Raw genomic sequence first — 14,599 nt, forward strand, 5'->3', positions numbered from 1 at the left:
TCCCTCAGCAGTGAACGTCGCGTGCCCGTGACAGCATCTCGTCGCTGATCCGCGGGGCTTGGCTCACTTGCCGGGCCCCGCCCTGCCCGTGCTTGGCGTCCCAGTTCTGCAGCTTCTGCAGGATTCGCTTGGCTTCCTGAGTGCTCTTGATGCCGTCGAACTCCGAGCCGAGGGCCAGACTGACCGTCGCGTCACCGCGCTGGTCGCGAACGAGCTGGGCGCACGGGACGATCAGGCTCAGCGTGCGGGCTGCCCGCGCCCCTGATTCACCGAAGCGAATCTGACCGTGGCAGTTCAGGTTGTAGGCGGTGTAGACGGGATCGTTGTCGGGTTCGCCGCCCTTGCCGAAGCCGAGATTGGTCAACTCCTGACTGATCAGGGTCGCCTGGTTCACCTCGCCGTTGCTGTTGAGCACCCGGACCCCGACGTCCTGCGGTGGGATGGGGGCGGTGTCGTTCAGGCCGTCCCGGGGCAGCATCCTGCCGACCGGAGTGGCAACCGGCCCGTCCGTCGGAGCTGGTACCGGCGCCGGGCTCTGCTGCGCCGAACTGGTCGGGATGTTGCACCGAGTGGCCACCTCGGTGGTCTCGGTGCTTTCGAAGACCCTGGTCCACGCGAAGCCCGAGAGCACGATGAGTGCCGCGAGCAGCATGATCGCCGGCACCGGCCGCCGCCGCCTGTACCGCGGCTTCCGCTGCCCTTGCCTTGTCCTCGCGGTGGACACGTCCTGCCATCCTCCCCTGGTCGATGCCGTGTTCGCCCGATGCACGGGGTTCACCCGGTACACGGGTACTCGAAGATCAGCCTAGGCGCTCAGTGGAAGCCGTGTGAGTCCGGAAGGGGGTTGTATCGGAGTTGTTGTCCGATCGAGTCGAAACGCTTCGCGCGCCGCTGCTATCGGACCACGGGAACCCTTCACGGGCAACCGCTCGCCGGTTCGTGGCGATGGCGAGCGGCGTAGGTGAAGTGCATACCACACATACGGGTGACCTGATGCGTAATCCGAGTCGTGATGGGCTACCCTCTCGGCGCTTGAGGGTGTGACGGCCGGTGCGAGTCGCTCGTTTCGGGGGCACTTGGGGCGCAGCTGGGCGAGACCTCCGTCACGCGGCCCCACGGGCACAAATCCGGGCGCTGGATCGTTATCCAGCGGCACACCATTGCAATCTCCACAAACGCAGGGGTGAAACACGATGGCGACCGACTACGACGCTCCACGGCGCAATGACTCCGAGGAGCTCGCCGAGGACTCGCTGGAGGAGCTGAAGGCCAAGCGCAACGACGCGCAGTCCGGCGTCGTCGACGCCGATGAGTCGGAGATGGCCGAGAACTTCGAGCTGCCGGGCGCTGACCTGTCCGGCGAGGAGATGACCGTCAAGGTCCTGCCGAAGCAGGCCGACGAGTTCACTTGCTCGAAATGCTTCCTCGTGCATCACCGCAGCCGCCTCGCGGAGGAGCGTGGCGGTCAGCTGGTCTGCCGCGATTGCGCGGCGTGAAGTCGACGGCGTGAGACCGGACCGGACGTGTACCCCAACGTGGCCGTCCGGTCCGGTTTTCGTTTTCCGAGCCGTTCTCAGCGCGTGCGCAGGAGTGCGGCCAATTCCCGCGGGTGACGTGTGCTGACGACCCAGTAAGGAGTGGGGTCGTTCGCGTCGTCGAGCCACACGCGCACCGCCGTCGGAGCCCACGGACGGTGCACGACGAAAGCCGTCGGGTCGAGTTCGGGGCCCAGCGCTCGCTGCTTCTCCGAAGCTCGCACGATCTCGGCGTCTTCGATGAACCTGCGAGGCAGGCGCGCGTCACCGGCCCGTAGCTCTTCTTCGGTGACTTCCACCGTGGTGCGGCTCAGCCAGAACAGGACGGCCACGGCCAGGGGGATCAGCACCACGTAGGGCAGCCACGCTCGGACACCGGGGTACCCCAGGTGCACCTCGGCGCCCAGCAGCACGGCCGCGGCCACCGGCAGCGGCCACATCCACCAGGAAGCATAGAGGCGCTCTCGGAAGAGCGGACGCCGTTCGGACTCCGCCGACCCGGCAGTGGGGCTCACCCGTTCGGGGGTAGCACCTTGCGAACCGGCTACTTCTGAACTCTCCGACACGTTTTCAGGGTAGTCTCGCCGTCCGTGCCATGTGTGAAGGTCCTGCTGACCCGTACCGATCCCGATGTTCCCGTGCCCTCGTATGCTCATCCCGGTGACGCTGGTGTCGATCTGGTGACGACCCGTGACGTGGAGCTCGGCCCGGGAGAACGTGCCCTGGTGGGTACGGGGGTGGCGGTGGCGTTGCCCGACGGCTACGCCGGATTCGTGCACCCCCGCTCGGGGCTGGCTGCTCGTACCGGACTGAGCGTGGTCAACGCGCCGGGGACGGTCGACTCCGGGTACCGGGGCGAGATCAAGGTGTGTCTGGTCAATCACGATCGCACCACTGCGGTGTCGTTGTGTCGTGGTGACCGGATCGCGCAGCTGGTCTTCCAGCGGGTCGAACACGTGGTTTTCGACGAGGTGGACGAGGTGGGGGGGCTGCCGGAAACACGGCGGGGCGCCGGTGGCTATGGATCAACCGGTGGACACGAATCGCTGACGGCGTCGGAGCTGTCCGGCGCCGAGCAGGAAACGGAGGTCTGAGCTCATGTTCGGATGGGGTCGTCGTCGAGGGCGGCAGACGGAGTCGGACGAGGCCGAGATGTCCGCCGACGACGGCGGGCACACCGATGAGGAGATAGCCGGTCCCTACGACGAGGCCGAAGCTCCCGACGACGGGATGGAGCGGCTTGACCTGGGCTCGGTGCGGTTCCCGGTTCCGGAGGGGGGCCAGTTGCAAGTGGAGGTCGATCCCTCCGGCCCGGTGCGCGCCGTACACGTACTCACCGAGCTCGGTCGACTTACCGTGAGCGCGTTCGCCGCTCCCAAGACGGGGGAGTTGTGGCAGGAGGTCCGCAAGGAGCTCGTCGAGCAACTGCGTTCGGACGGAGCGAGAGTGAACGTGCGCGAGGGGGAGTGGGGTCCCGAACTCGAGGCCGACACCTCCAAGGCCGCGTTGCGCTTCGTGGGAGTGGACGGGCCGCGCTGGTTGCTGCGCGGCGTCGCCGCGGCACCGGCGGACAACATCGAAGCTTGTACCAAGATGCTGTACTCGTTGGTGGAGGAGACGGTGGTGGTGCGCGGTGACGAACCGATGCCGGTGCGCACTCCGTTGCCGATCGAGCTCCCCGACGAGATCGCCCAGCACATCCAGCAGGCCCAGGAGCAGGACGAACAGGCCTGAACGTCGGCGTGAGCGCGAAGAGAACACGATCGTGGGATTGAGGCCCGGATTCGCGCCGGGGTGGCGCTCAGGGCCGCCCAGCGGGCTACGCTGGATCGCGGACGGGCTGGGAGTCGGCCCCCGAAGCGCACGGGAGCGCCAGATGAACAACACCGGAGGTGGTTATCTACGCCGCCTCGTACGTCGCCTCACCAGCGATGTCGGTGAACTCGACGCCGACGACCTCTCCGAGAGGTCGCAGGCGTTCGGTGCGCAGCACGCGTGTGACTGCCAGTGCGGCCAGGAGGCCGTGGTGCTGGGACGGTTGCGCAGTGTGGGGCAGGCCCCCAAGGCATCGGCGCCGACGTTGGAGGCCGAGCTGTTCGACGGTACCGACGGGGTGACTCTGGTGTGGTTGGGACGGCGCCGTATCACCGGCATCGAACCGGGCCGCACTGTCAAGGCTCGTGGTCGGATCGCGGTGCGCGACGGTCACAAGGTTCTTTACAACCCCTACTACGAGTTGCAGAACACCGCATGAGCGACAATGGATCATCGGAATACCGCGATCGGGCACCCGACCTGGTCGGCGGTTCCGAGACGCGGCCGGACGGGGACTCTCAGGAGACCCCGACGACCCAGGGACGAGGAGCACGCCATCGCGTGGCCGGCACCGACCCCGAACGAACCCTGCTGGAGCAGATGGGTGGTGTCAGTGGCCTCGCCTATTCCTCCGTGCCGATCGTCGTGTTCGTGCTGGTGAACTCGTTGCTGGGCATGATGCCGGCGATCTGGACCGCGGTCGGGGTGGCCGTGACCATCATGGTCGTGCGCATCGTCCGCAAGGAGGCGGTGCAGCCGGCGATCTCCGGAGTGCTCGGTGTGGTGATCTGCTCCTTCATCGCCTACCGCACCGGTGACGCCAAGGGGTTCTTCCTGCTGGGGATCTGGACCAGTCTCGTCTACGGTGGGGCGTTCCTGCTGTCCGTCCTGGCGCGTTGGCCGCTCGTCGGCGTCGCCTGGTCCGCGCTGAACGGGTTGGGCTTCTCGTGGCGTCACCAGCGTCGAGCACTGATTGGTTACGACGTGGCCACCTTGTCGTGGACCGCGGTCTTCGCCGCCAAGTTCGTGGTCCAGCAGTGGTTGTACGTCGCCGACGCGACCGGCTGGCTCGCCTTCGCGCGAATCGCGATGGGGTACCCGTTGACCGGTGTGGCATTGCTGGTGACGGTCTGGGCGGTGCGCCGCGCTTCCAGGATCGCCGAGGAAGCGGAGGCGGCCTCGGAGAGCGAGACCAGGCAGGACGACGCTTCCATACGATCGAACCCCTCGATGGGGTGAAGCTCGCCGGAGGAGCATGCGGCGGGAACACGCGTGGGACCTCCACCTCGTCGTCGACCGGTCAGGTCGCTTTCCCGCCGTGGACGACTGCCCGGATCTCCTGTTCGACGTCCTCGGTGGTCACGAACAGCATCTCGTCGCCGATTTCGAGGGGATCGTCGGGCTGCGGGACGATGACGCGTCCGCCACGCAGGATCGTGACCAGGGCGGCGTCGGTGGGCAGGGCGAGATCACGCACTCGGGACCCGGCCAGCGGAGTGTCCTGGGGCAGCGTCACCTCGACCAGGTTGGCCTGCCCCTGCCGCAGGGTCATCAAACGGACCAGGTCACCGACGCTGACCGCTTCCTCCACCATCGCCGCGAGCATTCGCGGGGTGGACACGGCCACGTCCACCCCCCACGCATCGGTGAACAACCACTCATTGCGGGGGTCGTTGACCCTGGCCGCGACCCGGCGTACCGCGAACTCGGTCTTGGTCAGCAGCGACACGACTAGGTTGACCTTGTCGTCGCCGGTGGCGGCGATCACCACGTCGCAGCGTTCGATGCCCGCGTCCTCGAGGGAGGACAGTTCGCAGGCATCGGCCAGCACCCACTCCGCGCCGGGAATGTTGCTGGGCTGGTGGTTCTGACGGCTGCGTTCGATCAGCATGACCTCGTGGTCGCCGTCGAGAAGTTCGCGCGCGATGGACTGACCGACAGCACCGGCGCCGGCGATCGCGATGCGCATCTACTCGCTCTCCTCGGGGGCTCGTTGGGCGACAGCGGTGACCTCTGTGATGCTGCCGGACAGCGCCGCGACATAGACCGTGTCGTCGGCTTGTACGACCGTGGTGCCGTCGGGGAACACTCCCCGGCCGAATCGCATGATGAACGCCACGCGGGTGCCGGTCGCCCTTTCCAGGGCGGACACGTGGTGCCCCACCCAGTCTTCGTGCAGCGGCAGTTGCAGCACCGCGACCGACCCCGAGGGTTCACGCCATTCGGTGGCGACCCCTTCGGGTAGCAGCATCCTCAGGAACCGGTCGGTGGTCCAGGGCACGGTGGCCACCGTGGGGATGCCCAGTCGCTCGTACACCTCGGCGCGCTTGGCGTCGTAGATCCTGGCCACGACCTGGTCGACGCCGAAGGTCTCGCGGGCGACCCTGGCAGCGATGATGTTGGAGTTGTCTCCGCTGGAGACGGCGGCGAACGCCTGTGCCCGCTCGATGCCCGCTTCTACCAGCACCTCGCGGTCGAAACCGTTGCCGTTGATCCGTTGCCCGTGGAACTGTCTGCTCAGTCGCAGGAACGCCTGGGTGTCCTTGTCCACCACGGCCACGGTGTGATCGAGCCGCTGTAGCGCCGCTGCGAGGGAGGCTCCCACCCGCCCGCAGCCCAAGATCACCACGTGCACGACCTGTTCTCCTCATCGCGGGATGTCGACCGGTTCCGCCAACGGCGGTCCGGTAGCTGTGACGGTACTCGACGCAGGGAAGCGCGACCGCGCTCACGAGATCAAGACCGATATGTCGTACCCGCGGACCGGCCTGTGGCGGGTCGCGGGCTGATGCACCGTATCGGGTGACGCGGGGGTTGTGGCAGGGGGTTGCGGTAGGAGGTTGGAAACGGGTTGTGACGTGAACGGGAGCCGATGCCAGCCGTCCTACGAAGTGGTGAGCGCAGCCCTTACGCTCTGGGCGTGTCCAAGCTCGCGATCGCGACGAAACGCCTGCTGGTGGGGCGGCCTTTCCGCAGTGACCGGTTATCTCACACCCTGCTGCCGAAGCGGCTCGCCCTGCCGGTTTTCGCCTCGGACCCCATGTCCAGCGTGGCCTACGCCCCCGAGGAAATCCTGCTGACGCTGTCGGTGGCCGGGGTGTCCGCCTACGCGGTCGGCCCGTGGATCGGGCTCGTGGTCGTGCTGGTGATGTTCGCCGTGGTGGCTTCCTACCGGCAGAACGTCCGTGCTTACCCCTCCGGTGGAGGGGACTACGAAGTCGCGACGGTCAACCACGGTCCCCGGTGGGGACTGGTGGTCGGGAGTGCCCTGCTGGTCGACTACGTGCTGACGGTGGCCGTGTCGATCTCCTCCGCAGCGGCCAACATCGGCTCGGTGGTGCCGTTCGTGGGCACTCACAAGGTCGCCTTCGCCGTGCTCGCGATCGTGGTCCTGACCGCGTTGAACCTGCGCGGTATCCGGGAGTCCGGAACACTGTTCGCCATTCCGACCTATGCTTTCGTGGTCGGTGTTCTCGGGTTGATCGCCGTCGGGCTGTTCCGCGCGTTCGTGCTGGGCGAGGAGTTGCGCGCGGAGAGTGCCGGGTTCGAGCTGAAGACCGAGCAGGCCCACATGGTCGGCGTCGGATTCGTTTTTCTGGTGCTGCGGGCGTTCTCGTCGGGCAGCGCCGCGCTGACCGGTGTGGAGGCCATCAGCAACGGAGTGCCCGCCTTCCGCAAGCCCAAGTCGCGCAACGCCGCCACGACCCTGCTGGGAATGGGACTGCTCGCGGTGACGATGTTCATGGGCCTGTTGACGCTGGCGGGGATGACCGGCGCCGTGATCGCCGAGGAACCGCAGCACCAGCTGGTCGGAGCACCCGCCGGGTACGAGCAGAAGACCTTGATCGCCCAACTTGCCGGGGCGGTCTTCGGGGGTTTCTCCCCGGCGATCTACTACCTGATGTTTTTCACCGGCCTGATCCTGGTGCTGGCGGCCAACACCGCGTTCAACGGTTTTCCGGTGCTGGGTTCGATCCTCGCCCAGGACCGCTACCTGCCTCGCCAGCTGCACACTCGTGGAGACCGCCTGGCGTTCTCCAACGGGATCCTGTTCCTGGCCGGTTTCGCGATCGTGCTCGTGCTGGCCTTCGAAGCTCAGGTCACCAGCCTGATTCAGCTCTACATCGTCGGGGTGTTCGTCTCCTTCGTGCTGAGCCAGAGCGGCATGATCCGGCACTGGAACAGGCTGCTGCGCACCGAGACCGACCCGCCCGCCCGGAAGCGAATGCGCCGCGCGCAGACGATCAATTCGTTCGGGCTGTTCATGACGTCGACCGTGCTGGTGATCGTGCTGATCACCAAGTTCGCCAACGGCGCCTGGATCGCCATCGCCGCGATGGGCGGGATCTACCTGCTGATGACCGCCATCCGCAGGCATTACGACCGGGTCTCCCAGGAGCTGCAGAAGTACGACGAGCCCGCCGTCCTTCCTTCGCGCAACTACGCGATCGTGCTGGTCTCCCAGGTGCACCTGCCGACCCTGCGGGCGCTGGCCTACGCCAGGGCCACCCGCCCCGACACCCTGGAGGCGATCACGGTCAACGTCGACGAGGGGGACACGCGGGCGCTGAGGAAGGCCTGGGACGCCGAGAACCCGCCCGTTCCGCTCAAGGTCATCGAGTCGCCCTACCGGGAGATCACGCGTCCCGTGGTCGAGTACGTCAAGCGGACCCGCAGGGAGAGCCCGCGTGACGTGGTGACGGTGTTCATTCCGGAGTACGTCGTCGGGCACTGGTGGGAACAACTGCTGCACAATCAAAGTGCACTACGTCTGAAGAGCCGGCTGCTGTTCGAACCCGGTGTCATGGTGACCAGCGTGCCCTGGCAGCTGGAATCCTCGGCCCGGGCGAAGTCGCGCACTCCGGTGCCCAGGCGTTCCGTGCGCTGGGGGGCGGATCAACAGGAGAAGGGCAACGGTAAACGGTGAACGACAAGCCGGATTGGACGGGCAGTCGACTGGAGGTCGAGGTCGGCTCTGCCGCCCACGGCGGCCACTGCGTGGCGCGTCACGAGGGACGGGTGGTGTTCGTCCGCCATGCCCTGCCGGGGGAGACCGTGGTGGTGGAAATCACCGAGGACAAGGGCGGCGGTTTCTGCCGGGGTGACGCCGTGGAGGTACGTTCCGCCGCGGCCGGGCGAGTGACTCCTCCGTGTCCGCTGGCCGATCCCGCCAGAGGCACTCGCCGCTGTGGTGGGTGTGATTGGCAGCACGCCGACGGTGAGACGCAACTTGAGCTGAAGTCCTCGGTGGTCACGGAGCAACTGCGTCGTATCGCGGGCATCGACCATCCCGTCGAGGTGCGCGCGCTCCCGGGTGGACTGCTGCGCTGGCGTAGTCGTGCTCGGACGGCCGTGGACGGCGAAGGCAGACCGGGTTTCCGGGTGCATCGCAGCCACGAGGTGATTCCCATCACGGATTGCCCCATCACGATGGAAGCGGCGGTCGGTGCTGTGACCTCGCGGGACTGGTCGCCCGATTCCGAGGTGGAAGTCACGCAGGACGTCGACGACGAAGTGCACGTGACGGCGCACACGCGTGACCCGCGCCGGGGTCGTGTCAAGCGGGCTTCCCAACGCGTGCAGGGCGGGGAGTTCGCTCGCGAGGAGGCGGTGGGGCGTTCCTGGAACGTGTCGGCACACGGGTTCTGGCAGGTGCACCCCGCCGCGGCCGACGCTTTCGCCGCCACCGTGGCCAGGATGGCCGCGACACCTTTCGGTGGTACCGCCTGGGACCTCTACGCGGGTGTCGGCTTGTTCGCCTCGGTGCTGGCCGAGCAGGTCGGTCCCGCCGGCGCGGTGCTCGCGGTGGAATCGGCTCGCAGCGCGGTGCGCGACGCCACGGCGAACCTGAGCGACCTGCCGCAGGTCGGTTTCCGGTCGGGGCCGGTCGAGAAGGTCCTCGGAGGAAGAGATCTCGGTGCGGCCGATCCCGACGTGGTCGTGCTCGACCCGCCGCGCAAGGGCGCCGGTCGCGAGGTCGTCGAAGCGATCTCGGCGCGGCGCCCGACGAGGATCGTGCACGTGGCCTGCGATCCGGCGGCACTGGCGCGGGACGTGGGGCTGTTCGTGGAACAGGGCTACCGGCTCGGGGAGATCGAGGCCTTCGACGCCTTCCCGATGACTCACCACGTCGAGAGCCTGGCTCTGCTGGAGAGGGACGTTGACTACGCCGAGTGATGTTGCGTACTACAGCAGGACTGAGATCCTCGGTGGGTGACCGTGGCGTGGCGGACCGGACCTTGTCGGGTATGGCGCGGACGGCTCCGTAGACTGGCGGGGGCCGCATGGTGGCCGGCCGGTCGATACGAAGAACATGCGAGCGAACCCGAGTAGTCCGGTACTACGAGCGAGGTGGAGCGGTGACGCTGCTGGAGTCCGTGCATGACCCGGCCGATGTCCAGTCCCTGGAGCACGGTGAGCTGGTCGAGCTGGCGGCCGAGATCAGAACCTTCCTCATCGAGAAGGTCTCCCGCACGGGTGGCCACCTGGGGCCGAACCTGGGGGCCGTGGAGCTGACCCTGGCAGTGCATCGGACGTTCGACTCCCCGCGGGACGCCGTGGTCTTCGACACCGGGCACCAAGCCTACGTGCACAAGATCATCACGGGCCGTCGGGAAGGGTTCGACCGACTGCGCAAGCGTGGCGGGCTGTCGGGGTACCCCTCACGCGCGGAGAGCGAGCACGACTTCGTCGAGAACAGCCACGCCTCGACATCGCTGTCCTACGCCGACGGGCTCGCCCGCGCGTTCCAACTCGGTGGGCGTGACCAGCACGCGGTGGCGGTCGTGGGTGACGGTGCCCTGACCGGCGGGATGTGCTGGGAGGCGCTGAACAACATCGCCGCCGACCAGGAACGGCCGCTGGTGATCGTGGTCAACGACAACGGTCGTTCGTACGCACCGACCATCGGCGGACTGGCCGAGCACCTGGCCTCGCTGCGACTGCGTCCCGGCTACGAGCGTGCCCTGGAGAACGGTCGCCGCACCGTGCGTAACCTCCCCGTCGTCGGCAGGCCGCTCTACACCGGCCTGCACGCCGCCAAGAGCGGGATCAAGGACGCGCTGAGCCCGCAGGTGATGTTCTCCGATCTCGGCATCAAGTACCTGGGGCCGGTGGACGGTCACGACATGCGTGCGCTGGAGTACGCACTGACGATGGCCAAGACCTTCGGCGGCCCGGTGATCGTGCACGCGGTCACTCAGAAGGGCAACGGCTTCGCCCCGGCGGAGAACCACGAGGCCGACCAGATGCACCAGGTGAAGGTGATCGACCCGCAGACCGGTGTTCCGGCCGCCCCCGCACCGCGGAGCTGGACCAATGTCTTCTCCGAGGAACTGGTACGCATCGGGGGCGAGCGTGACGACGTCGTGGCCGTCACGGCGGCCATGCTCGGCCCCACCGAGCTCGACAAGTTCGCCGAGGCCTATCCACAGCGCTGTTTCGACGTGGGCATCGCCGAACAGCACGCGATGACTTCGGCCGCCGGTATGGCCATGGGCGGGTTGCACCCCGTCTTCGCGGTGTACTCCACTTTCCTCAACCGCGCTTTCGATCAGCTGTTGATGGACGTGGCGCTGCATTGCCAACCGGTGACGGTGACCCTGGACCGCTCCGGTGTCACCGGCGACGACGGCCCCAGCCACAACGGCATGTGGGACCTGTCGATCCTCGGGGTGGTGCCGGGGATCCGCGTCGCGGCGCCGCGCGATGCCGGGACGTTGCGCGAGGAGCTGCGCGAGGCCGTCGCGGTCGACGACGGCCCCACCGTGGTGCGTTTCTCGAAGGGTTCGGTCATCGACGAGGTTCCGGCGTTGGAACGCGTCGGTGGTGTTGACGTGCTGCGGCGTCCGGCCTCCGAGGAGGACCGTGACGTGCTGCTGGTCGCGATCGGCGCCTTCGGCGAGCTCGCCGTGGCTGCCGCGGAACGGCTCGCGGACCAGGGCATCGGGGTCACCGTGGTGGATCCGCGCTGGGTGCTTCCGGTGCCGCGGGTGGTGCTGGACATGGCCGCCGAACACCGCCACGTCGTGACGCTGGAGGACTGCGGTCGCCACGGTGGCTTCGGTTCGGCATTGGCCGCGGAGTTGCGCGACGCCGACATCGATGTCGCCCTGCGCGACCTGGCGATCCCGAATCGTTTCCCGGAGCACGCTTCGCGTGGCGAGGTGCTGGCGGAGCTGGGCCTGACCGAGCAGGGTGTCGCCCGACGCGTGACCGAGTGGGTGTCCGACCGCCTCGGTGGGTCGCTCGACGAGACCGACGCCCACGTGGCCACGGGCGGGGAACCGCCGCACGATGAATGAGCAAGCCATGCCCCGGCCCCTCACGAGGGGCCGGATTGTGGCACGGTGAACGTGTGCGGATCCTTGTTGTGGAGGACGAGCAGCCGTTGGCGGATGCGGTCGCACGAGGGCTGCGCAAGGCGGGTATGGCCGTCGACGTCGCTTACGACGGTGCGAGCGGCCAGGAGAAGGCTTCGATCACCCGCTACGACGTCATCGTGCTCGATCGGGACCTGCCGGAACTCTCCGGTGACCAACTGTGCCGGGAAGTGGTCGAGTCGGGGGAACTCACTCGAGTGATCATGCTTACCGCCAGCGGTACCGTCCAGGACCGCGTGGAAGGGCTGTCGCTGGGTGCCGACGACTACCTCGCCAAGCCGTTCGCGTTCGACGAGTTGACCGCTCGGGTGCGGGCCCTGGGCAGGCGTTCCACTCCCGCCGTTCCGCCGCTGCTCACCGCTCGTGGTCTCACGCTGGACTCGGCCAGGCGTCGAGTGTGCCGCCGTGGTGGCGAGGTCGAGTTGACCCGCAAGGAGTTCGGCGTCCTGGAGGTGCTGCTCGCCGCCGAGGGCGCGGTGGTCAGTTCCGAGGAGCTGTTGGAACGGGTGTGGGACGAATACGCCGATCCGTTCACCACGACCGTGCGGGTCACCGTGATGACACTGCGCAAGAAACTGGGGGAGCCGAGCTTGATCGAGACGATGGTCGGCTCCGGCTACCGAGTCCCCACGGCCGGGCGGGGGACCGACTCCGGCACCGCGAGTGCGGACTGAGCCGTGGTGCGGGGGCGTGCGGCCCTGAGGGCGCTGTCCGCGTCCGCGCGCCCTGCCGTGCGCAGGGGGCCGGGATTGCGGCTGAGGCTGACCCTGCTCGCCACCGGGCTGGTCGCCATCGTGAGTGCGCTGCTGTTGTGGCTGGGATGGTTGCTGGTCGGCAATGTCGTGAGCGCGGTTCCTCGACTGCCGGGGGAGACCACGGTCCGGGTGGACGGCGTGCCGGTCCCGACGCACCAGTTGGGTGCGGTGTTGCGGGAATCGGCACGAGAACAGGTGTTGGTGGTCGGCGGATCCGCCTTCGTGACCGTCGTCGTGGCGGCAGCCGTACTCGCCTGGACCGTGACCGGCCGGGTGCTGAGTCCGCTGCACGAGGTCACCGAGTACGCCCGCCGACTGTCGGTCGAGTCGCTCGGGGAACGTATCGGTCTGGAGGGGCCGCGCGACGAGGTGGCCGAACTCGCCGACACCTTCGACGCGATGCTCGATCGTCTTCAGTCCGCCTTCGAATCACAGCGACGCTTCGTTGCCAATGCCAGTCATGAACTGCGCACCCCGCTGTCGGTGATCCGTACCGAACTGGACGTGACGCTGTCCGATCCGGACGCCGACGCCGCCGAGCTGCGCCGGATGGCGGGAGTGGTCCGGGAAGCCACCACCAAGTCGGAGCGATTGGTGGAGTCGTTGCTACTGCTGGCCAGGACGGAGGGAGCGGAGCTGGCGGTGCGCGAGCCGGTCGATCTCACCGATCTCGTGCACCGTGCGCTCTCCGCCGTCTCCGGGGAGACGCGGGAACGCGGATTGAGCGTGCACCGTTGTGCCGAGCCGACCTTCGCCGTGGGAGATCCGGCCCTCCTGGAGCGGGTGGTGGGCAATCTGGTGGAAAACGCGGTCCGGCACAACGTCGACGACGGCTGGATCGAGATCACCACGCATGGTGGTCCCCGGTGGGCACTGCTGCACGTGGTGGCTTCGGGCGCGGAAGTGGCTCCGGACCGAGCCGAGGCGTTGTTCGAGCCGTTCCGCCGGGCGGGGGTACCGCGCACGATGCGCACCGGTGCCGGTCTGGGCTTGTCCATCGTGCGGGCGGCGGTACTGGCTCACGGCGGTCGAGTCCGGGCCGAACCGGTGTCCGGTGGCGGACTGGCGGTGACCGTCGAGCTTCCCGTCGCACCGTGACCGGTGTGCGGGCCGGCATGCCTCCGCTCACTCGTGGGGAGAGTCCCGTCAGGACGCGAGGACGCTGGAAAACTGCCACGGGTCGGTGGTGTGCGCATCGTCGTGGGAAACCGTGAGCGAGTCCGTACCGGTGTTGTGCGGGGTCCAGCCGGTGGCCACGGAGGGGCGTTCGCCCAGGTAGGGGTTCGCCGCCGCCAGCACTTCGTCGCGCTCCGGTGTGCGGAAAGCCCGCGTCGGTTCGGCGAGCATCGTGGTGGCGACGTCGGTGAGAGCCTGCTTGGTCAGGTGACTCACCAGGCCCGGGTTGGTTCCGTGCTCCACGACCGCCGTGGGCCCCGGGGAGCGAGTTTCTCGTGCCAGCTCGTAGAGCCGCGTGTGACGGTGGTAGGTGGTTCGTTCGATCGGGGAGTGGAGCCGTCCCCGTTGGAGGACCACGTCTCGATCGGGGTGCCGGACGTAGCGTGCTCCCGTGGCCAGCTTCTCGGGATGTGTTCCCGTAGCTCGGCCATGTCCATGACGGTGAGGTCACGGAAGTCCGGCTTCGGGGACGCAGCAGCGGCGGCTGTAGACAACGGGAGACGGCACCACAGTCGAGGATCAGGATCCGGCCTTCGAAGTCGGCCTGCCAGTCAGCGTCCGTGATCCGAGGTGTACGGGTTCGACACCGGCCCCGGTGCCACCCCTGCGCCGTCGTCGTTGTCCGGAGATCCACAGTCGCAGGGCGACGATGTCCAGCTCGACGGGCACGTTACCGGTGGTGACGATGCGGGGCCGTCACCGAGCTTGGCCGTGGTCTCGGGAACGTAGTGGCCGTCCTCCAGCCGGTAGGCGGCGACCTCCACGGGGCCGCGCCGATCCTGGGTCACGCTCCAGAGGTGGGAAATCCTCGCGTGCGCGCAGGACTCGAACTCGCGCTGCTGCTCCGACCACGTGTTGTCCGGGGACCAGATCTCGCCGAACAGCAGGACGTTGGCGGTTCGGAGGAGGGGCCGATCGGAGGAGTGTCGAGCCCGGC

Annotated in this window: 16 protein-coding genes; 10 read left to right on the forward strand and 6 right to left on the reverse strand. The window is 67.8% G+C overall.

Annotation, left to right across the window (positions count from 1 at the left end; all coding sequences use genetic code 11):
* Positions 1-4: 4 nt before the first annotated feature.
* The gene (cei, locus tag FHX42_RS14765; RefSeq protein WP_328796151.1) at positions 5-787 is read right to left on the reverse strand and encodes an envelope integrity protein Cei; all 783 of its coding nucleotides are present in this window, start codon (positions 785-787) and stop codon (positions 5-7) included.
* 406 nt (positions 788-1,193) lie between these two features.
* Between cei and FHX42_RS14770 the strand changes: the two genes are divergently transcribed.
* Positions 1,194-1,496: a DUF4193 domain-containing protein gene (locus FHX42_RS14770; protein ID WP_182544977.1), complete on the forward strand. Its 303-nt coding sequence runs from the start codon at positions 1,194-1,196 to the stop codon at positions 1,494-1,496.
* 77 nt (positions 1,497-1,573) lie between these two features.
* Here FHX42_RS14770 and FHX42_RS14775 read toward each other — a convergent pair whose 3' ends face one another.
* Positions 1,574-2,050 (reverse strand): DUF3093 domain-containing protein, encoded by a 477-nt coding sequence (locus tag FHX42_RS14775; RefSeq protein ID WP_328796152.1) that lies wholly within the window; start codon positions 2,048-2,050, stop codon positions 1,574-1,576.
* 75 nt (positions 2,051-2,125) lie between these two features.
* Here FHX42_RS14775 and dut point away from each other — a divergent pair, with 75 nt between their 5' ends.
* From dut to FHX42_RS14795, 4 genes are all read left to right on the forward strand, one after another.
* Positions 2,126-2,629, forward strand: coding sequence for a dUTP diphosphatase (gene dut / locus FHX42_RS14780; RefSeq protein ID WP_182544979.1), 504 nt, complete (start codon positions 2,126-2,128; stop codon positions 2,627-2,629).
* A 4-nt stretch (positions 2,630-2,633) separates the two neighbouring features.
* Entirely contained in the window at positions 2,634-3,269 is a 636-nt protein-coding gene (locus FHX42_RS14785; protein ID WP_182544980.1) for a DUF3710 domain-containing protein, read from the forward strand.
* Between the two features lie 142 nt (positions 3,270-3,411).
* Positions 3,412-3,789, forward strand: a complete 378-nt coding sequence (locus tag FHX42_RS14790) for an OB-fold nucleic acid binding domain-containing protein (RefSeq protein WP_182544981.1) — start codon at positions 3,412-3,414, stop codon at positions 3,787-3,789.
* A 122-nt stretch (positions 3,790-3,911) separates the two neighbouring features.
* Positions 3,912-4,589 (forward strand): DUF3159 domain-containing protein, encoded by a 678-nt coding sequence (locus tag FHX42_RS14795; RefSeq protein WP_407926246.1) that lies wholly within the window; start codon positions 3,912-3,914, stop codon positions 4,587-4,589.
* A gap of 61 nt (positions 4,590-4,650) precedes the next feature.
* Here the strand turns inward: FHX42_RS14795 and FHX42_RS14800 are convergent, their stop codons facing one another.
* A complete protein-coding gene (locus tag FHX42_RS14800; RefSeq protein WP_182544983.1) occupies positions 4,651-5,319 on the reverse strand; it encodes a potassium channel family protein in 669 nt (222 codons plus the stop codon).
* Complete coding sequence (locus FHX42_RS14805; protein WP_182544984.1) at positions 5,320-5,985, reverse strand: potassium channel family protein; 666 nt, start codon at positions 5,983-5,985, stop codon at positions 5,320-5,322.
* Between the two features lie 285 nt (positions 5,986-6,270).
* Here FHX42_RS14805 and FHX42_RS14810 point away from each other — a divergent pair, with 285 nt between their 5' ends.
* The 5 genes from FHX42_RS14810 to FHX42_RS14830 all read left to right on the forward strand — a co-directional run bounded on the left by FHX42_RS14810 (position 6,271) and on the right by FHX42_RS14830 (position 13,584).
* Positions 6,271-8,277, forward strand: coding sequence for an APC family permease (locus tag FHX42_RS14810; RefSeq protein WP_182544985.1), 2,007 nt, complete (start codon positions 6,271-6,273; stop codon positions 8,275-8,277).
* The gene (locus tag FHX42_RS14815) at positions 8,274-9,527 is read left to right on the forward strand and encodes a class I SAM-dependent RNA methyltransferase (protein ID WP_182544986.1); all 1,254 of its coding nucleotides are present in this window, start codon (positions 8,274-8,276) and stop codon (positions 9,525-9,527) included. The genes FHX42_RS14810 and FHX42_RS14815 overlap by 4 nt, the downstream gene beginning before the upstream one ends.
* Positions 9,528-9,709: 182 nt before the next feature.
* On the forward strand, positions 9,710-11,653 hold the full coding sequence (dxs, locus tag FHX42_RS14820) for a 1-deoxy-D-xylulose-5-phosphate synthase (RefSeq protein WP_182544987.1): 1,944 nt from the start codon (positions 9,710-9,712) through the stop codon (positions 11,651-11,653).
* A 53-nt stretch (positions 11,654-11,706) separates the two neighbouring features.
* Positions 11,707-12,405 carry a response regulator transcription factor gene (locus FHX42_RS14825; protein WP_182544988.1) on the forward strand — a complete coding sequence of 233 codons (699 nt, stop codon included), beginning with the start codon at positions 11,707-11,709 and terminating at the stop codon, positions 12,403-12,405.
* 33 nt (positions 12,406-12,438) lie between these two features.
* The gene (locus tag FHX42_RS14830) at positions 12,439-13,584 is read left to right on the forward strand and encodes a sensor histidine kinase (RefSeq protein WP_182545293.1); all 1,146 of its coding nucleotides are present in this window, start codon (positions 12,439-12,441) and stop codon (positions 13,582-13,584) included.
* A gap of 48 nt (positions 13,585-13,632) precedes the next feature.
* Here the strand turns inward: FHX42_RS14830 and FHX42_RS14835 are convergent, their stop codons facing one another.
* Both FHX42_RS14835 and FHX42_RS14840 read right to left on the reverse strand, forming a co-directional pair.
* Complete coding sequence (locus FHX42_RS14835) at positions 13,633-14,019, reverse strand: hypothetical protein (RefSeq protein WP_182544989.1); 387 nt, start codon at positions 14,017-14,019, stop codon at positions 13,633-13,635.
* A gap of 194 nt (positions 14,020-14,213) precedes the next feature.
* A complete protein-coding gene (locus FHX42_RS14840) occupies positions 14,214-14,450 on the reverse strand; it encodes a hypothetical protein (protein WP_182544990.1) in 237 nt (78 codons plus the stop codon).
* Between the last annotated feature and the right edge of the window lie 149 nt (positions 14,451-14,599).

The organism is Halosaccharopolyspora lacisalsi, assembly GCF_014137975.1.
Taxonomy (GTDB): domain Bacteria; phylum Actinomycetota; class Actinomycetes; order Mycobacteriales; family Pseudonocardiaceae; genus Halosaccharopolyspora; species Halosaccharopolyspora lacisalsi.